This is a genomic window from Pseudonocardia sp. Ae150A_Ps1 (genome assembly GCF_001932315.1).
In the GTDB taxonomy this organism is placed as follows: domain Bacteria; phylum Actinomycetota; class Actinomycetes; order Mycobacteriales; family Pseudonocardiaceae; genus Pseudonocardia.
This window is the reverse complement of the sequence record NZ_MCIJ01000001.1, coordinates 518825-535779: the sequence shown is the minus strand read 5'-3', so window position 1 is coordinate 535779 and position 16955 is coordinate 518825. Positions and strand designations below refer to the sequence as shown.

At 75.1% G+C, this 16955-nt stretch carries 17 protein-coding genes and 1 pseudogene; 13 read left to right on the top strand and 5 right to left on the bottom strand.

Annotated features, from left to right (window positions below; all coding sequences use genetic code 11):
- Positions 1-50: 50 nt before the first annotated feature.
- The 5 genes from Ae150APs1_RS02360 to Ae150APs1_RS02340 all read left to right on the top strand — a co-directional run bounded on the left by Ae150APs1_RS02360 (position 51) and on the right by Ae150APs1_RS02340 (position 3744).
- Positions 51-248, top strand: a complete 198-nt coding sequence (locus Ae150APs1_RS02360) for a ubiquitin-like protein Pup (RefSeq protein ID WP_010228454.1) — start codon at positions 51-53, stop codon at positions 246-248.
- A gap of 148 nt (positions 249-396) precedes the next feature.
- Positions 397-1293: a proteasome subunit beta gene (gene prcB / locus Ae150APs1_RS02355; protein ID WP_083679886.1), complete on the top strand. Its 897-nt coding sequence runs from the start codon at positions 397-399 to the stop codon at positions 1291-1293.
- Positions 1294-1335: 42 nt separating this feature from the next.
- Complete coding sequence (gene prcA, locus Ae150APs1_RS02350) at positions 1336-2151, top strand: proteasome subunit alpha (RefSeq protein ID WP_075295466.1); 816 nt, start codon at positions 1336-1338, stop codon at positions 2149-2151.
- A gap of 65 nt (positions 2152-2216) precedes the next feature.
- Entirely contained in the window at positions 2217-2639 is a 423-nt protein-coding gene (locus Ae150APs1_RS02345) for a hypothetical protein (RefSeq protein WP_139316782.1), read from the top strand.
- A 79-nt stretch (positions 2640-2718) separates the two neighbouring features.
- Positions 2719-3744 carry an LLM class flavin-dependent oxidoreductase gene (locus Ae150APs1_RS02340; protein ID WP_075295464.1) on the top strand — a complete coding sequence of 342 codons (1026 nt, stop codon included), beginning with the start codon at positions 2719-2721 and terminating at the stop codon, positions 3742-3744.
- 38 nt (positions 3745-3782) lie between these two features.
- Here the strand turns inward: Ae150APs1_RS02340 and Ae150APs1_RS02335 are convergent, their stop codons facing one another.
- Positions 3783-4934 (bottom strand): LysR substrate-binding domain-containing protein, encoded by a 1152-nt coding sequence (locus tag Ae150APs1_RS02335; protein WP_075295462.1) that lies wholly within the window; start codon positions 4932-4934, stop codon positions 3783-3785.
- 72 nt (positions 4935-5006) lie between these two features.
- On the opposite strand from Ae150APs1_RS02335, the gene Ae150APs1_RS30900 reads away from it, so the two are divergent.
- On the top strand, positions 5007-5960 hold the full coding sequence (locus tag Ae150APs1_RS30900) for a DMT family transporter (RefSeq protein WP_010236114.1): 954 nt from the start codon (positions 5007-5009) through the stop codon (positions 5958-5960).
- A 17-nt stretch (positions 5961-5977) separates the two neighbouring features.
- Here the strand turns inward: Ae150APs1_RS30900 and fdhD are convergent, their stop codons facing one another.
- Entirely contained in the window at positions 5978-6805 is an 828-nt protein-coding gene (gene fdhD, locus Ae150APs1_RS02325; RefSeq protein ID WP_075295460.1) for a formate dehydrogenase accessory sulfurtransferase FdhD, read from the bottom strand.
- Between the two features lie 72 nt (positions 6806-6877).
- Between fdhD and Ae150APs1_RS02320 the strand changes: the two genes are divergently transcribed.
- From Ae150APs1_RS02320 to Ae150APs1_RS02305, 5 genes and pseudogenes are all read left to right on the top strand, one after another.
- A complete protein-coding gene (locus Ae150APs1_RS02320) occupies positions 6878-7696 on the top strand; it encodes a molybdenum cofactor guanylyltransferase (RefSeq protein WP_212567147.1) in 819 nt (272 codons plus the stop codon).
- A gap of 103 nt (positions 7697-7799) precedes the next feature.
- Positions 7800-9758, top strand: coding sequence for a molybdopterin-dependent oxidoreductase (locus Ae150APs1_RS02315; protein ID WP_083679883.1), 1959 nt, complete (start codon positions 7800-7802; stop codon positions 9756-9758).
- Between the two features lie 3 nt (positions 9759-9761).
- Entirely contained in the window at positions 9762-11687 is a 1926-nt protein-coding gene (locus Ae150APs1_RS02310; protein ID WP_075295458.1) for an NAD(P)H-dependent oxidoreductase subunit E, read from the top strand.
- A 43-nt stretch (positions 11688-11730) separates the two neighbouring features.
- A pseudogene (locus Ae150APs1_RS34500) lies at positions 11731-12180 on the top strand (2Fe-2S iron-sulfur cluster-binding protein); the annotation flags it as partial.
- Positions 12181-12212: 32 nt separating this feature from the next.
- Positions 12213-12767 carry a 4Fe-4S binding protein gene (locus Ae150APs1_RS02305; protein WP_249266181.1) on the top strand — a complete coding sequence of 185 codons (555 nt, stop codon included), beginning with the start codon at positions 12213-12215 and terminating at the stop codon, positions 12765-12767.
- On the opposite strand, the gene Ae150APs1_RS02300 is transcribed toward Ae150APs1_RS02305, so the two are convergent.
- The gene (locus Ae150APs1_RS02300; protein ID WP_060575935.1) at positions 12709-13296 is read right to left on the bottom strand and encodes a TetR family transcriptional regulator; all 588 of its coding nucleotides are present in this window, start codon (positions 13294-13296) and stop codon (positions 12709-12711) included. The two genes, Ae150APs1_RS02305 and Ae150APs1_RS02300, sit on opposite strands and share 59 nt — an antisense overlap.
- A gap of 48 nt (positions 13297-13344) precedes the next feature.
- Here Ae150APs1_RS02300 and Ae150APs1_RS02295 point away from each other — a divergent pair, with 48 nt between their 5' ends.
- Complete coding sequence (locus Ae150APs1_RS02295) at positions 13345-14253, top strand: SDR family oxidoreductase (protein WP_075295456.1); 909 nt, start codon at positions 13345-13347, stop codon at positions 14251-14253.
- On the top strand, positions 14253-14987 hold the full coding sequence (locus Ae150APs1_RS02290; protein WP_075295454.1) for a TSUP family transporter: 735 nt from the start codon (positions 14253-14255) through the stop codon (positions 14985-14987). Before Ae150APs1_RS02295 ends, Ae150APs1_RS02290 begins: the two co-directional genes overlap by 1 nt.
- A gap of 6 nt (positions 14988-14993) precedes the next feature.
- On the opposite strand, the gene Ae150APs1_RS02285 is transcribed toward Ae150APs1_RS02290, so the two are convergent.
- Complete coding sequence (locus tag Ae150APs1_RS02285) at positions 14994-16187, bottom strand: MFS transporter (RefSeq protein WP_283160264.1); 1194 nt, start codon at positions 16185-16187, stop codon at positions 14994-14996.
- A gap of 119 nt (positions 16188-16306) precedes the next feature.
- Entirely contained in the window at positions 16307-16954 is a 648-nt protein-coding gene (locus Ae150APs1_RS02280) for a methyltransferase domain-containing protein (RefSeq protein ID WP_075295452.1), read from the bottom strand.
- Between the last annotated feature and the right edge of the window lies 1 nt (position 16955).

Below are 16955 nucleotides of genomic sequence, written 5' to 3'. Positions count from 1 at the left end.
TGGGTGCGGATCAGGGGTTGCCGCGAGGCACAGCGCGAGGAGGAGACGTCATGTCGCAGGAGCAGACCAAGCGCCAGGGCGGTGGCGACGGCGACGACGAGTCCGGTGAGAACGAGTCCGGATCGGGTCAGGAGCGCCGCGAGAAGCTCGGCGAGGACGTCGACACCATCCTCGACGAGATCGACGACGTGCTGGAGGAGAACGCGGAGGACTTCGTCCGGTCCTACGTCCAGAAGGGCGGCGAGTGACCGCCTGACGGGCACCACCGCAGCCTCACCAGCGAGAGCAGTACCGTCCCGGCCGGGTCCGCAGATGCGGGCCCGGCCGTGCCGGAACGGCCGCCGTCCGGGCGGGACCCCCGGCGCAGTAGTTCGAACGAGAGGCACGTCGAAGCAGATGGAGTTCCGGCCGTCGGTCACCCCCGGGCTGGTGCCCGGGCACCACACGGGTCAGCTCGGCACCTTCCTCACCGGGTCGCAGTCGTTCTCCGAGTTCGTCGGGGCCACCGCACCGCACCTGATGCCCGGCGCGGGTGTCACCCCGCAGCCGGTGTCGGCACCGGGCGGGAGCGCCGCCGACGCCCTCGGCGTGCCGCACGGCACCACGATCGTCGCGCTCACGTTCTCCGGCGGTGTCGTCATCGCCGGTGACCGGCGCGCGACCGCGGGCAACGTGATCGCCCAGCGCGACATCGAGAAGGTGTTCGTCACCGACCACCACTCGGCCGTCGGCATCGCGGGCTCCGCCGGGATCGCGCTCGAGATGGTCCGCCTGTTCGGCGTCGACCTGGAGCACTACGAGAAGCTCGAGGGCGTCCCGCTCTCGCTCGACGGCAAGGCCAACAAGCTCGCCGGGATGATCCGGCAGAACCTGGGCGCGGCGATGCAGGGCTTCGTCGTCGTCCCGCTGTTCGCCGGGTTCGACCCCACCGTCGACGACCCGGCCCGGGCCGGGCGGATCGTCACGTTCGACCCCACCGGTGGCCGGTACGACGAGAACCTGGGCTTCCACGCCGTCGGGTCCGGCTCGGTGTTCGCGAAGTCGTCGCTGAAGAAGCTCTACGATCCCGCGGCCGACCTCGACGGCGCGGTGCGGACCGCGATCGAGGCGCTGTACGACGCCGCGGACGACGACACCGCCACCGGCGGCCCGGACACCGTCCGCCGCATCTACCCCGTGGTCGTGGGCATCACCGCCGACGGCGCCGCCCGCCGCGAGGAGAGCGAGATCGCCTCCGTCGTCGAGCGGGTGATCGCCGGGCGTGTGGAGCGCCCGGGTGGCCCGTCCCGCTGATCCGACCCCTCCCGCACGAGCACGAGCCTGGAGCGTCTCCCCATGACGATGCCGTTCTACTCCTCCGTCGACCAGCTGCTGCGCGACCGGTCGGAACTCGCCCGCAAGGGCATCTCCCGCGGCCGCAGTGTCGTGGTGCTGACCTACGCCGGCGGCGTCCTGTTCGTCGCCGAGAACCGCTCGACGGCGTTGCACAAGGTCTCCGAGATCTACGACAAGATCGGTTTCGCGGCGGTCGGCCGGTACAACGAGTTCGAGAACCTGCGCACCGGTGGGATCCGGATGGCCGACTTCCGCGGGTTCACCTACGACCGGCGTGACGTCAGCGGCCGGATGCTGGCCAACGCCTACGCGCAGGCGCTCGGTACGGCGTTCGTCGAGCAGCAGAAGCCGTTCGAGATCGAGCTGTGCGTGGCCGAGGTCGGTGCCGAGTCCGGCGGTGACCAGCTCTACCGCATCACCTACGACGGCTCCATCACCGACGAGCCGCGGTTCGTCGTCATGGGCGGCCAGACCGAGCCGATCTCGACCAAGCTCGGCGAGACCTACGAGCACGGGCTGGAGCTCGACGCCGCGATCGGCGTGGCGCTCGGCGGCCTGCAGGTGCCCGGTGCGGACCCGGCCTCCGCGGGCAACGGTGCCGGCTCCCAGCCCCGGGTGCTCGGCGCCGAGGCGCTCGAGGTCGCGGTGCTGGACCGGACCCGGCCGCGGCGCACGTTCCGCCGGATCGAGGGTGCGGCGCTCACCGAGCTGCTCCCGGCGACGAACCGCGGCACCGCCGAGCCGGAGCCGGAGGTCGCCGGTGGCGACGACGCGCCGGCCGCCGGGGGCGCCCTGGGCGAGGGCGGCGGCTCCTGACCCGGTTCTCCGCCCGGACCGAGTCCGAGGCGGTCGTCACCGCCGACCGGACGGCGGTGTGGCGGGTGCTGACCGATCCGGTGATGCTGCCGCGGCTGACGCCGCTGCTCAGCCGGATCGACGACCTGGGCGAGCACTGGCGCTGGCACATGGTCCAGCTGGCGGTCCTCGGCGTCGGCATCAAGCCGGTCTTCACCGAGCGCATGACCTTCACCGAGGGCAAGCGGATCGAGTTCACGCACAGCCCGCCCGCCGGCGTCACCGAGTGGGCGGGGGCGGAGGGCCACTACGCGCTGGCCGACGCCGAACCCGATGCCGACGGCAGCCCCGCCACGCACCTCGAGATCTCGCTGACCCTCGACGTCGACCTCCCGCTGTCCCGGCTGGCAGCCCCGGTGGTGACCCGGACGATGCGGGCGACGATGGACGCCACCGGGGACCGGTTCGCCGCGAACCTGCTGCGGCACCTGCACGCCCGCGAGCGCTGACCCGCGGCGGCGAGCCCCCCCCGACCGCACCCACCGGGGACCGTGGAATGATTGAACGGTCAACGAGGTTGGGGGCGGTATGACTGAGTTCGTGTTCGGGATGGACACCTTCGGAGACGTGCCCACCGGCGACGACGGCGTGCTGCTGACCCATCCGCGGGCCATCCGGCAGGTCGTCGACGAGGTGGTGCTGGCCGACGGAGCCGGTGTCGACGTCGTCGCGCTGGGGGAGCACCACCGGCCGGAGTACTCGATCTCGACACCGGAGACGGTGCTGGCCGGGATCGCCGGCCGGACGTCGCGGATCCGGCTCTCGTCCGGGGTCACCGTGCTCAGCTCGGACGACCCGGTGCGGGTCTACCAGCGCTTCGCGACGCTCGACGCGCTGTCCGACGGCCGGGCCGAGGTGATCGTCGGGCGTGGGTCGTTCACCGAGTCGTTCCCGCTGTTCGGGTACTCGATGAACGACTACGAGCAGCTGTTCGAGGAGAAGCTCGACCTGTTCGTGAAGCTCCTCGACGAGAAGCCGGTGACCTGGGAGGGCAGCACCCGGGCCGGGCTGGACGGCGCCGAGGTCTTCCCGACCGCCGGCCGGCGGATCCCGGTGTGGGTCGGCGTCGGCGGGTCGCCGGAGTCGGTGGTCCGCACCGCGCGGCACGACCTGGGCCTGATGCTCGCCATCATCGGCGGGCAGCCCGCCCGGTTCGCGCCCTACGTCGACCTCTACAAGCGTGCCGTCGAGCAGTTCGGGCACGCCGCGAAGTCGGTCGGCATGCACGCGCCCGGGTTCGTCGCCGACACCGACGAGGAGGCGAAGGAGGTCTTCTTCGCCCCGTACAAGGCGCAGATGGACCGGATCGGCGCCCTGCGCGGCTGGCCGCCGCTGTCGCGTGCCCGGTTCGAGGCGGACGTCGAGCAGGGCGCCCTGCACGTCGGGTCGCCGGAGACGGTGGCCCGCCGGATCGCCGAGTCGGTCCGGGCGGTCGGGGCGCAGCGCTTCGACCTGATCTACACCGTGGGCCCGCAGCCGGTGTCGGCGCGCATGAAGGCCGTCGAGCTCTACGGCACGCAGGTGATCCCGAAGGTGCGGGAGCTGCTGGCCTGAGCGACCGGCCCGCCCCGGCCGGTGCCGGGGCGGGCCGCTCAGCCCGGTACCGGGTCCGCCGCCACCGCGCGGCCGGCGGCGGCCCGCAGGACGCCCGCGAGGGCCTGCACGGCCGGCAGGCCGGAGTCCGCCTCGCGGGTCGCCAGGACCAGTGACCGGCCCACCGCGGGACGGCAGGGCCGGAACCGGATCCCGGGATACCCGGCCGCCGTCGCGGCACCCCGGCCGGTACCCGGTGCGGACTGCTCGTCCGCGCCGCCGGTACGCCCGTCCCCGGCGCCCGGCTGCCCGTCCCCGGCGCCCGGCCGCCCGTCCCCGGTTGCCGGCCGCCCGTCCTCGGTTCCCGGCAGCTCGTCCTCGGTTCCCTGCTGTTCGTCCCCGGTTCCCGGGTGCTCGTCGCCCGTTCCCGGCCGGAGGCGGGGACCCGGCGCCCCGGCCACCGCCATCGCCGGGACCAGCGCCACCGCCAGGCCGGCCCGGACGAGCGCGAGCTGGGTGGCGAAGTCGGCGAAGAGGTACCGCACGTCCGGCTCGATCCCGGCCGCCCGCAGCATCTGCAGCAACGCCTCGTAGGGCTCCGTGCCGACCGGGCTCGACGCCCACACCTCACCCCCGAGCCCGCGCAGCGGCACCGGGTCGCGGTCGGTGACCGGCCGCCCCTCGGGGACGGCGAGCAGCACCGGCTCGGTGACCAGCGTCGTGACCCGCACACCGGCGGGCAGCGTGACCGGGCGCTGCGTCCAGCTCTCCAGCAGCACGGCGTCGAGGTCCCGGGACCGCAGCGCGGGCAGCAGGTCGACGACCTCGCCGTCGGTGACGGTCGGGACGAGCCGCGGGTGTTCGGCGACGAGCGAGCGCAGCACCTCGGGGAGCAGGACCCGCAGGGCGCTGGCGACGGACCCGATCCGCAGCGGACCGGCGACGTCGTCGTGCAGGCCGGCGAGGTCGCGCTCCGCGTCGGCGACGGCGGCGGCGACGCTGCGTGCGTGCCCGGCCAGGACGTGCCCGGCCGCGGTGAGTCGGATGCCACGCCCGTCGGGCTCGACCACCCGGGTCCCGGTCTCGCGTTCGAGCTTGCGCAGCTGCTGGGTCACGGCCGGGCCGGTGATGTGGAGCGCGGCCGCGGCGGCACCGACCGACCCGTGCTCGGCGACGGCGGCGAACACCCGCAGCCTCTCCCACGCGATCACGCAGCACAGCTTAGCGGTACAGCGCAGGAACATTCATTGGATCTTCGCGGTCCCGGCGGGGACCGTGGACCCGTGACCGCACGTACCGCGACCGATCCGCACTCCGCCCTGCTCCTCCTCGCGGGGGCGTCGGTCCTCGCCTGGACCGGCATCCTCGTCGCGCTCGCCGGTGCCGATCCGGCGACGGCGTCGTTCTGGCGGTGCGTGCTGGCGCTGGTCGTGCTGGCGCCGTGGGCACTGGCCGAGCGCCGCCGCTTCGGCGGGGTTCCGCTCGGCGTGGCCGGCTGGTCGCTGTTGTCGGGGGTGTTCCTCGGCGCCGACTTCCTGCTCTGGACCCGTGCGGTGCTCGACGCCGGGGCCGGTGTGGCGAACGTCGTGCTCAACGTCCAGGTCGTCGCCCTGCCGCTGATCGCCTGGATCGTCGCGGGCGAGCGCGTCCCGCGGCGGCTGGTGCTCGCCGCTCCCGTCCTGCTCGGCGGGATCGCCCTCGCCGGGGGTGCGCTCGGCGCCGGGGCGGGTGGACCCGAGCCGGTCCGGGGCGCGGTGCTGGGCACCCTGGCGGGGATCGCCTACGCCGGGTTCCTGCACCTGAACCGGTCGGCGTCCCGGCGGCGGCCCCGCCACCTGGTCACCCCCGTCGCGCTGGCCACTGTCGGTGCGGGAGTGACCTGCGGGACGGTCGGCATGCTCGGTGACGGCATCGCGATCGCGATGCCCGCGCACACCTGGGCCTGGCTGATCGTGATGGCGCTGTCGGGCCAGGTGCTCGCGTGGGTGCTGATCGGGCGCGGCTCGGCCGGTCTCGCCCCCGGCACGGCGGGCGCGCTGCTGCTGGTGCACCCGGTGCTGTCGGTGCTGCTCGGGATGCTGGTCCTCGGCGAGACGCTGACGGTGTGGCAGGCCGCGGGCTGCGCACTGGTGGTCGCCGCGGTCGGGTGGGTGGCCCGGCCCGAGGGCCGTGGCGCCGGGCGGCTCGCCCGGTTCGCCGACCGCCAGGCCCGCGCCTGGGAGTCCGCCCACCGCTGAGCCCCGCGCGGGGCGGCTCAGACCTCGATCCGCTCCGCGCCGGTGTAGACGTTGCCGGTCTCCCCGCGCAGGAACCCGACCAGCGTCATCCCCGACTCGTCGGCCAGCTCCACCGCCAGCGACGACGGCGCCGACACCGCCGCCAGCGCCGGGACCCCGGCCATGACGGCCTTCTGCACCAGCTCGAACGACGCCCGCCCCGAGACCATCAGCACGGTCCCGGCGGCCGGGATGCCGCCGTCCATCAGCATCCGGCCCAGCACCTTGTCGACGGTGTTGTGCCTGCCGACGTCCTCGCGTGCGACCAGCAGCTCGCCGTCGGCGTCGAACAGGGCGGCCGCGTGCAGGCCGCCGGTGGAGCCGAACACCTTCTGCCGCTCGCGCAGCCGGTCGGGCAGCGCCAGCAGCACCTCGCGGCGGATCCGCAGCGGGTCACCGGCGGGGGAGTGCCGGGTCTTGAGCCGCACCGCGTCGAGCGACGCCTTGCCGCACACCCCGCACGACGACGTCGTGTAGAAGTTCCGTTCGAGCGAGGTGTCCGGCGGTTCGACCCCGGGCGCGAGGTCGACGTCGAGCACGTTGTAGGTGTTGCGGCCCTGGTCGTCGACCGAGTCGCAGTACCGGGCGGCGTACAGGTCGGCGCCCGACCCGATGACGCCCTCGGTGAGCAGGAAGCCGTGCGCCAGCTCGACGTCGTGGCCGGGGGTGCGCATCGTGACCGACAGCGCGGACCCGCCCACCCGCAGCTCCAGCGGTTCCTCGGCCACCAGGGTGTCCGGGCGGGACCGGGTACTGCCGTCCGCGTTCAGCCGCAGTACCGGGCGGCGGACCGTCAACCGTCCCATCTCGACCCCCTCCTCCGGCCGCGACGAACGGCCGGACCACCAGGGTAGGAGCCCGGCCGTAGGATCGCCCGCGTGGTCGGGGGCGGGACACGCGGGTACGGCGGACGGCGCCCGGCCGCCGGGATCGTGCCGGCCGGCGGGCTGTCCGCACGGATGGGCGCGGCGAAGGCCGCGCTGGACTGGCACGGCGCCCCGTTGCTGACCCGCACCGTCGCCGTCCTGGGCCGGGCGGTGGACGGGCCGGTCGTCGTCGTCCGGGCTGCCGGGCAGGAGCTGCCGGAGCTCCCCACCGGTGTCGAGGTGTACGACGACCCGGAGCCGGGCCTCGGGCCGCTGCCGGCGATCGGAGTCGGCCTGGCCGCCGTCGCCGGGCGGGCGGAGCGCGCCTTCGTCGCCTCCACCGACCTGCCCCTGCTGCACCCCGGCTTCGCCGCGCGGGTGCTCGACCTGCTGGCCGGGCACGACGTCGCCCTGCCGGTGGCGCACGGCCACCACCAGCCGCTCGCGGCCGCCTACCGCACCGGGCTCGCCGGGCTGGTCGCCGAGCTGACCGCGGCCGGCGAGGGGCGGCCACCGTCGCTGTTCGAGCGGGTCCGGGTGCGCCGGATCGCCGAGGAGACGTTGCGGTCGGATCCCGTGCTGGCCCGGCTCGACCCGCGGCTGGACTCGCTGACCAACGTCAACACGCCGGCCGAGTACGCCGCCGCGCTCGCCCGCCCGCAGCCGGCCGTCCGCCTCCACGACGGCGGCCGCGCCCGCACCGCACGGGCGGCGACGGCGGGCGGGCTGCCCGGCCCGGTCGTCGCGTCCGGGGACACGGTGGCGCCCGCCGGTGTCCTGCCGCCGTGGTTCCCCCTGGTCACGGGCGACGAGGTCACCCGAACCCGCTGAGCGGAGCCGGCGGGACCTGCAACACGTGTGACAGAGCCCTGTGACGTCGATCTCCCGATTGCTACGGTGTGCAGGTACCGGACTCACCACCCGGAGGTCGACGATGACCCGCACCACCCGTCCGCGCGGCGGCGACCGCCGCGGCTTCCGCCCGCGCCACGTCCGTCTCACCAAGCCACTGGTCCGCGACGGCGGCGTCCTGCGCCCCGCCTCCTGGGAGGAGGCCCTCGACCGCGCCGCGGCCGGGTTCCGGGACGTGCCGGGCGACCGCTTCGGCATGTTCAGCTGCTCGAAGGCGACCAACGAGATGAACTACACCGCCCAGAAGTTCGCCCGGGCGGTGATGGGCAGCAACAACGTCGACAGCTGCAACCGCACTTGACACGCTCCCAGCGTCGTCGGTCTGACGGCGGTCTTCGGTGCCGGCGGCGGCACCTCCGCGTACGTCGAAGCGGAACACGCCGACCTCCTCGTCCTGTGGGGCAGTAACGCCCGCGAGACGCACCCGATCTTCTTCCACCACGTGCTCCAGGGGATCCGCAACGGGGCCCGGATGTACTCGGTGGACCCGCGGCACACCTCCACCGCGCACTGGGCCGACTCCTGGCTCGGGCTCGACGTGGGCACCGACATCGCGCTCGCGAACGCGGTCGGGCGGGAGATCATCCACGCCGGTCTGGTGAACCGGTCCTTCGTCGAGCGCTCCACCAGCGGTTTCGACGACTACCGGGCGTCGGTCGAGCCGTACACCCTCGAGCGCGCCGAGGAGATCACCGGGGTGCCCGCGGCGTCGATCCGGGAGCTGGCGCACGCCTACGCCCGCGCCGACCGTGCCCAGATCTGCTGGACGCTCGGGATCACCGAGCACCACAACGCCGCGGACTACGTGTTCGCGCTGATCAACCTGGCGCTGCTCACCGGGCACGTCGGCCGGTACGGCTCCGGGCTGGTCCCGCTGCGCGGGCAGAACAACGTCCAGGGCGGCGGGGACATGGGCTCCATCCCGGCGAAGCTGCCCGGCGGCTACGACGTGGGCGACGACGAGGCGCGCGCCCGGTTCCAGGCCGTCTACGGCGGGAAGCCGATCCCGCCGGTCAAGGGCATGCACCTCTCGGAGATGTTCGAGGCGATGGAGCGCCGTGAGCTGTCGGCGCTCTACTGCATCGGTGAGAACCCGGCCGAGTCGGAGGCCAACGCCCTGCACGCGCGGCACCTGCTGGAGGACCTGGACCATCTCGTCGTCCAGGACATCTTCCGGACCGCGACGGCCGAGCTCGCCGACGTCGTCCTGCCCGCGGCGGCCGACTGGTGCGAGTACGAGGGCACCGTCACCAACTCCGAGCGGCGCGTGCAGCGGGTCCGCAAGGCGCTGGACCCGCCCGGGCTCGCCCGCCCCGACACCCACATCATCTGCGGCATCGCCGACCGCCTCGGCCACGACTGGGGCGAGCCGACGGCCGAGCAGGTGTGGGACGAGCTGCGCTCGGTGTCGCTGAACTGGCACCACGGCATGAGCTACCCGCGGCTCGACGCGCTCGGCGGCATCCAGTGGCCGTGCCCGGCGGAGGACCACCCGGGCACCCCGCTGATGCACGCCCGGCTGTGGGCCGACGACCCGGCCGAGTGCGGCACCCCGGCGCCGTTCACGCCGGTGGAGCACGTCGCACCGGTCGACGAGCTGTCCGAGGAGTTCCCGATCCGCCTCACGACGGTCCGCCTGCTCGACGCCTACAACTCCGGCGTCCAGACCGGGGGCTACGCCTCGCCGCTGCGACGGCGGGAGTCGCTGCGGATGGACGCGGCAGACGCCGAGCGGCTCGGGATCGCCGACGGCGAGCGGGTCCGGGTGTCGAGCCGTCGCGGGGCGGTGGAGGCGCCGGTGGCGCTCGACCCGTCGCTGCGGCCGGGACTGGCGTCGTTCACGCCGCACTTCAGCGAGGAGGTCGACGTCAACGTCCTGACCAACGACGCATGGGACCCCAAGTCGGGGACCTCGGAGTTCAAGGCCACCGCCGTGCGGATCGAGAAGGTGACCGGGTCGCTGCCGGTCGCGGGGGAGTAGTGGATGGACCTGCACCTGTCGTCGGCGGAACCGAGCACGGGCGAGCGTGAGGCGGTCGACGCCGCGTTCGCGCTGCTCGCGCCGTCCGCGGCCGAGCTGACGGCGGGTGACCGGGCCACCTGGTCCCGGCACGCCGGGCACGCCGCCCGCTCGCACCGGCACCTGCTCCTGCCGCTGCTGCACGCCGTGCACGACGCCGAGGGCTGGCTGTCCGAGGGCGCCCTCAACCACGTGGCGCGCACGCTGCAGGTCCCGCCCGCCGAGGTGTACGGCGTCGCGACGTTCTACGCGATGTTCTCCGTCGAGCCCCGCGCCCCGCGGGTCGTGCACGTCTGCGACGACGTCGCGTGCGGCCCGGCGGGCGGCGAGGAGATCGCGGCCGCGCTCGGGCCGGCGCTGGGGCCGGAGGGCACGGGCTCCGGGTCGGACGGCGCGCCGGCCGCCTGCTGGGTCCGCAGCCCCTGCCTCGGGCTGTGCGAGCGGGCACCCGCGGTGCTGCACCAGCGGGCGGGCGAACCGGACCTGTCCCAGGCCCCGGCGACCCCGTCGTCGGTCCTGGAGGCCGCCTCCGCGCCCGCCGACCCGTCCGGGGAGCAGGCCTCGGCCGCGGACCGGGCCTTCGCCGACGCGACGGTGAGCGCGCCCCAGACCCGCACCGGTGCGCACCTGCGGCTGCTGCGCCGGGTCGGCGTCGTCGACCCGTCCTCGCTCGACGACTACCGCTCCCGCGGCGGCTACGCGGCGCTGCGCCGAGCCGTCGACCTCGGCCCGACCCGGGTGATCGCCGAGCTGAAGGACTCCTCGCTGACCGGGCGCGGCGGCGCGGCGTTCCCCACCGGCGTGAAGTGGGAGGGCGTCGCGCAGGCGCCGGAACGTCCGCACCACCTCGTCTGCAACGCCGACGAGTCGGAGCCGGGCACCTTCAAGGACCGGGTGCTGATGGAGGGCGACCCGTTCGGCCTGGTCGAGGCCATGACCATCGCCGGGTACGTGACCGGCGCGACCGTCGGGCACCTCTACATCCGCGGCGAGTACCCGCTGGCGACCCGCCGGCTGCAGGACGCGATCGCCGCCGCCCGGGCCCGCGGCCTGCTCGGCGACGACGTCATGGGCGAGGGCTTCGCGTTCGACATCGACCTGCGGCGCGGCGCGGGCGCCTACATCTGCGGCGAGGAGACCGCGCTGCTGGAGTCGATCGAGGGCTACCGGGGGGAGCCGCGCAACAAACCGCCGTTCCCGGCCTCCGTCGGCCTGTTCGGCAAGCCGACGGCGATCAACAACGTCGAGACGCTCTACAACGTGCTGGAGGTCCTCGACATTGGCGGGCAGGCGTTCGCCGGGGTCGGCGGCGGCCGGTCTACCGGGTCGAAGCTCTTCTGCGTCTCCGGCGCGGTCGGCACGCCCGGGGTGTACGAGGTGGACTTCGGGACCACCCTGCGGCAGCTGCTCGACCTCGCGGGCGGTGCCCGCGGGTCGCTGCGGACGGTGCTGCTCGGCGGCGCGGCCGGCGGCTTCGTGCTGCCCGGCGACCTGGACGTCGTGCTCACCCTGGAGGGTGCCCGCGACATCGGCGCCACCCTGGGCTCGGGCGTCGTCCTGGTGTTCGACGAGGACGCCGACCTGACCGGCACCCTGCGGCGGATCGCCGCGTTCTTCCGCGACGAGTCGTGCGGGCAGTGCGTGCCCTGCCGGGTCGGGACGGTCCGCCAGGAGGAGGCGCTCGCCCGCCTGGAGCGGAACGCGCCGATCGGCTCGCGGGAGACCGAGATCGCGCTGCTCGACGACCTGGCCCGGGTGATGCGGGACGCGTCGATCTGCGGGCTGGGACAGACGGCGCCGTCCGCGGTGACGTCCGCGATCGACCTCGGGCTGATCGCGGCACCCCCGTGCGACCGCTCGTCGACGAACGGCCACGGGGGCACCCGGTGATCGGCCCGGCCACCCGACCATCCGCAGCGGCGAGGGAGCACCGATGACGACGACCAGCGGCAAGGGCCCGGCCGGCCCCGGCGGCGGCTCGCGGGCACCGGCCCCCGGGCAGGTCGACGGCGCCCCCGAGGCCGACACGGGCGCGAACGGCTCGGAGACCCCGGGCGACGGCCCGGGCGCGGGCGAGGGGGTCGGCGCCCTGGGCCGGACCAACGGGGCCGGGGCGGTCGGCGTCACCGTCGCCGACCCGGCCGGGGCCGCGCCGGGCCCGGCCGAGCGCCTGTCCGGCGGCCCCGTGATGCTCGGCCTGATCCGGCGCACCGTCGGGCTCTCGCTGGACGGCACGGAGGTCCGGGTCCCGGAGGGCTCGACGATCCTGGAGGCGCTGCACTCCGAGGGCACGGCCGAGCAGGCCGACACCCCGACGCTGTGCTGGGCGCCCAACATGGACCCGATCAACGCCTGCCGGGTGTGTGTCGTCGAGGTCGAGGGCTCCCGCACCCTGGTGCCGTCGTGCGCCCGGCGGTGCGAGGACGGCATGGAGGTGGGGACCGCCGCCATCCGGGGCACCACCACGCCCCGGACGGGCGCACCCGGGCGACCGTCGAGCAGCCCGTCAAGATCGACAACGATCTCTACGTGCGGGACTACTCCCGCTGCATCATGTGCTACAAGTGCGTCAACGCCTGCGGCACCGACGCCCAGTTCACCTTCGCGATCGCCGCCGCCGGTCGCGGGTTCGACGCCCGCATCGCCACCGAGCACGACGTCGAGCTGCCCGACTCCGCCTGCGTCTACTGCGGGAACTGCATCGGCGTCTGCCCGACGGGCGCGCTGGTCTCGGTGGCCGAGCACGACCGGCGCGAGGCGGGCGACTGGCATCCCGACGAGGAGTCCGTCACGACGACGATCTGCTCGTTTTGCGGGGTCGGCTGCAACCTGGAGCTGCACGTCCAGCGCGGCGAGATCGTGAACGTGACGAGTCCGGCCGACCACTCGGTGACCCACGGCCACCTGTGCATCAAGGGCCGGTTCGGGTTCCGGCACGTGCAGAACCTGCCGGAGGACCGACCGTCGTGAGGAAGCGGGTCAGCTCCCGCTCGACGTGCGTGGTGACCGGCTCGCGCGGGTCGAAACCCCACCACGTCAGGGTGCCCTGCCAGTAGGTCGCGACGGCGTCGCCCAGGCCGGGCGGCCCGTCCAGGCACGCGTCGAGGACCCCGGCGAGGGACGCCCGCCACGCCGTGCCCCGCCGGCGCGCCTGCGGGTCGCGGAGGTCCTCGCGCAGCACCAGCAGGGCGTCGGCGTAGCTGTCGATGCCGCCGTACTGCTCGGAGAGCCCGACGAGGAACGCGACCGCGCCCCGCGGGGTGCGCTCCACGGTGGCCCCGAGCTCGTCGGTGCGCCGTTCGAGCCGGTCCCACGCGTGCAGCAGCACCCGGCTGAGCAGGTCGGGCTTGCTCCCGAACCGCTGGACGAGCGTCGCCGGGGCCAGTCCGCTCGCCTCGGAGAGCGCGGCGAACGTCAGGGACTGCGGGCCGCCGGCGTGCAGCACGTCGAGGGCGACGTCGAGGACGTCGGAATCGGGGACCTGCTTGCGGCGGGGCATGGCACCATCGTATATAAACGAATAGACGTTCACATATGAGGAGGGCACATGGACCTGACGGGACGGGTGGCGCTGGTCGCCGGGGCGACGCGCGGGGCCGGGCGCGGGATCGCCGTCGAGCTGGGCGCCGCCGGGGCGACCGTGTACTGCACCGGGCGCACCACGCGCGAGCAGCGGTCCGAGTACGACCGCGCGGAGACGATCGAGGACACCGCCGACCTGGTCACCGCGGCCGGCGGCACCGGGATCGCGGTGCCCACCGACCACCTCGACTCCGAGGCCGTCGCCTCGCTCGTCGACCGGATCGGGCGCGAGCACGGCCGGCTCGACGTGCTCGTCAACGACATCTGGGGCGGCGAGCTCATGGTCGAGTGGGAGACCCCGGTCTGGGAGCACGACCTGGCCAACGGGCTCCGGACGCTGCGGCTGGCGATCGACACCCACCTGGTCACCGCGCACCACGCGCTGCGGCTGCTGTCGCGGACGCCCGGCGGGCTCGTCGTCGAGGTCACCGACGGCACCGACGGGTACAACGCCGAGAACTACCGGCTCAACGCCTTCTACGACCTCGCGAAGATCGCCCCGATCCGGCTCGCCCGGTCCTGGGCGCACGAGCTGCGCGAGCACGGCGGCACGGCGGTCGCTGTCACGCCCGGCTGGCTGCGCTCGGAGATGATGCTGGAGCTCTTCGGCGTCACCGAGGACACCTGGCGCGACGCGCTCACCGCCGAGCCGCACTTCGCCATCTCCGAGTCGCCGCGGCTCGTCGGGCGCGGGATCGCCGCACTCGCCGCGGACCCCGACCGGCACCGCTGGAACGGCCGCTCCACCTCCTCCGGGGAGCTCGCCCGGGAGTACGGCCTCGACGACGTCGACGGCTCGCGCCCGGACGCCTGGCGCTACATCGTCGAGGTGCAGGACGCGGGGAAGCCGGCGGACGTCACCGGCTACCGCTGATGCCACCGGACCCCACGGCGCTCGCCGTCCTGACCGCCGTCGTGGCGGCCGGGACGGCGGTGCAGGTCCTGCTCGGGTTCGGGGTGAACCTCCTGCTCGTCCCGACGGCGCTGCTGCTCTGGCCGGGACTGGTACCGGTCCCGGCCATGATCGTGAACCTGCTGCTGTCGGCGGGGGTCGCGGTGCGGTGGCGCCGGTGGGCCGATCCGCGGGTCACCCGGTGGGCGCTGGCCGGGGCGGTGCCGGGGCTCGTCGCGGGTGCCTGGCTGCTGGCGGTGCTGAGCCCGCGGGCGCTCGCCGTCGCGGGGGCCTGCGGCATCCTCGCCGCGGTGCTGATGACCGCCCGCGGCCCGGCGGCCCGGCACGCGGGCCCCACGGCGAGCGCCGCGGCCGGGGCCGGTTCCGCGGTGCTGGGCACGACGGCTGCGGTCACCGGCCCGCCGGTCGCGTTGCTGCTCGCCGGGACCGACCCCCGCCGCGCCCGGGCGACGGTCGCGGTGACGGGCACGGCCATCGCCCTGGTCGCACTGGCCGCCGTGCTGGCGGGGCCGCTGCGGGCGGGCGCGGGCGACGCGCTGCTCGCCGGCCTGTGGCTGCTGCCCGGGATCGGGCTGGGCTGGGTCGCCGGGCACCTGCTGGGGCGCCGGGTGGGCGCCCGGACGCTGCGCCGGGTGGTGCTGGTCGTGTCGGCGGCGTCGGCCGTCGTCGTGCTCGTGCGGGCCCTGGCGACCTGAGCCGGGTCAGGGTGTGGCGGGAGGCCGTGCCTCCCGTCGCTGCAGCACGAGCAGCGCGCCGAGCGCGATCACCGCGAGCAGCGCGACGAGCCCGCAGAAGGCGATCCCGGCCGTCCGCAGCCCCCAGGCCTGGCTCGCCGCGCCGAGCCCGACGACCGGCAGCGAGATCGCGACGTAGAGCACCAGGAAGTACGACGACGTCGTCCCGGCCCGCCGTGCCACGTCCACCCGGCTGTTCACCGCGGCCAGGCCCTTGGAGAACGTCATGCCCTGCCCCGCGCCGGCGATCACCGCGCCGGCGAGCAGCTCCGTCATCGACGCCCGCGCCACCGACAGCGCGACCAGCCCGACGCCGGCCACCAGGAGCACGCAGCCCGCGTCGAGCATCCGGTCGGTGCCGGCGTGGCGGACGAGCAGCTGCGCGACCACCGAGGCCCCGAGCAGCACGAACGACATCACGCCCGCGACGGCGTGGTTCGGGATGCCGACGATCTCGGAGACGATCCGCGGGGAGAGCGCGGTGAACAGGCCGAGCACCGCGAAGCCGGCGAACCCGGCCGTCGCCGCCAGGGCGAACACCGCCCGGACGGCGGGCGGGACCTCCACCGTCTGCGGGCGCAGCGACGGGTGCGCGGGCCGGTCCCGGACCGTCTCCGGCGCGGCGAGCACCAGCAGCCCGCACAGCGCCACCACGACCGCGTGCACCGCGAAGGACAGGTGCAGCGGTGCCGGCAGGTACTCGACGGCGACGCCCGCGAGTGCCGTGCCCAGGCCGAGCCCGCCGATGTTCGCGGCGGTCGCCACCGCGGGCCCGCGGTCCCGCCACGACTCCGGGGCGGCCTCGATCACCGCTGCGGTCGCGGCCCCGGCGAAGATCCCGGCCGAGACGCCCGACAGCAGCCGCCCCACCAGGAGCACCCACACCGGACCGGCCAGCAGGAAGACCAGGCTGCTGACCAGGGAGAACGCGACGCCGGCGAGCAGCATCGGGCGTCGCCCCAGCTGGTCGGACCAGCGGCCCGCGAGCAGCAGCGCGGCGAGCACGCCGAGGGCGTACACGGCGAAGACCACCGTCTGGACGACCGGGGAGAACCCGAGCTCGCGCTGGTAGAGCGCGTACATCGGGGTCGGCATCGTGGCGCCGAGCATGACCACGGCGAAGGTGACGGCGAGCCCCTCGAAGGCCGCGGCCGGTGGCAGGCGAGCGATGATCGAGCCCCTTCCGTACGCCCGGTGCGTGTTGCAACGATCATGATCCCACCCGGGGCGGAGGGCCGCCGCCGAACCTGCCCGGACGGACGGGAGCGGCGCGCGCCCGCTCAGGGCCTGCGGCGCAGCACGTGCAGGTCCACCCCGTGCGGCAGTGGTCGGGTGCGGACCGTCCAGGTCCCGCGGGCGGCCTCCAGCCAGCGCGGGGTCTCCGGGCGCCCGGGATCGGCCAGCCACACCGCCGCCCGGCGGCTCGTCACCCGCGGCAGCAGCGCGGTCAGCGCGTCCGCCGCGGCGACACCGTAGAGCACGTCCGAGGCCAGCACGAGGTCCCACCGCTGCTGCCCGAGCCGCGGGTCGCCGGCGTCGAACGCGGCCACCACGGCCTCCACCGCCAGCCCCGACCGGCGGGCGTTCGCCGCCACCCAGCCGACGGCGGCGGGGGACCGGTCGGTCGCCACCACCGGCACCGCACCGGCGCGGGCCGCGGCCAGCGACGGCAGCCCGAGCCCGCAGCCCAGCTCCAGCACCCGGCGCCCGGCCAGCCGCGCCGGGCCCGCCGCGGCGACCGCGTGCGCCAGCGCCCGCCCGGACGGCCACAGGTGGGCCCAGTGCGCCGGGTGCAGCTCCTCCACGCCCTCGGCGACCTCGACGGCGTCGGGCTCGACGGTGTCCGGGTCGGCCGGGCGCAGCAGGGTCAGCGGTCCGCCCGGCAGCGCGATCTCCTCCAGCACGCCGGGGCCGGTCGGGCCACGCACG

Bases quoted from the DNA above. Each gene is read 5' to 3' on its own strand.
- prcB (WP_083679886.1), top strand. From the start codon at position 397: ATGGAGTTCCGGCCGTCGGTCACCCCCGGGCTGGTGCCCGGGCACCAC.
- prcA (WP_075295466.1), top strand. From the start codon at position 1,336: ATGACGATGCCGTTCTACTCCTCCGTCGACCAGCTGCTGCGCGACCGG.
- Ae150APs1_RS02360 (WP_010228454.1), top strand. From the start codon at position 51: ATGTCGCAGGAGCAGACCAAGCGCCAGGGCGGTGGCGACGGCGACGAC.
- Ae150APs1_RS02340 (WP_075295464.1), top strand. From the start codon at position 2,719: ATGACTGAGTTCGTGTTCGGGATGGACACCTTCGGAGACGTGCCCACC.
- Ae150APs1_RS02310 (WP_075295458.1), top strand. From the start codon at position 9,762: ATGGACCTGCACCTGTCGTCGGCGGAACCGAGCACGGGCGAGCGTGAG.
- Ae150APs1_RS02295 (WP_075295456.1), top strand. From the start codon at position 13,345: ATGGACCTGACGGGACGGGTGGCGCTGGTCGCCGGGGCGACGCGCGGG.
- Ae150APs1_RS02300 (WP_060575935.1), bottom strand. From the start codon at position 13,296: ATGCCCCGCCGCAAGCAGGTCCCCGATTCCGACGTCCTCGACGTCGCC.
- fdhD (WP_075295460.1), bottom strand. From the start codon at position 6,805: ATGGGACGGTTGACGGTCCGCCGCCCGGTACTGCGGCTGAACGCGGAC.
- Ae150APs1_RS02290 (WP_075295454.1), top strand. From the start codon at position 14,253: ATGCCACCGGACCCCACGGCGCTCGCCGTCCTGACCGCCGTCGTGGCG.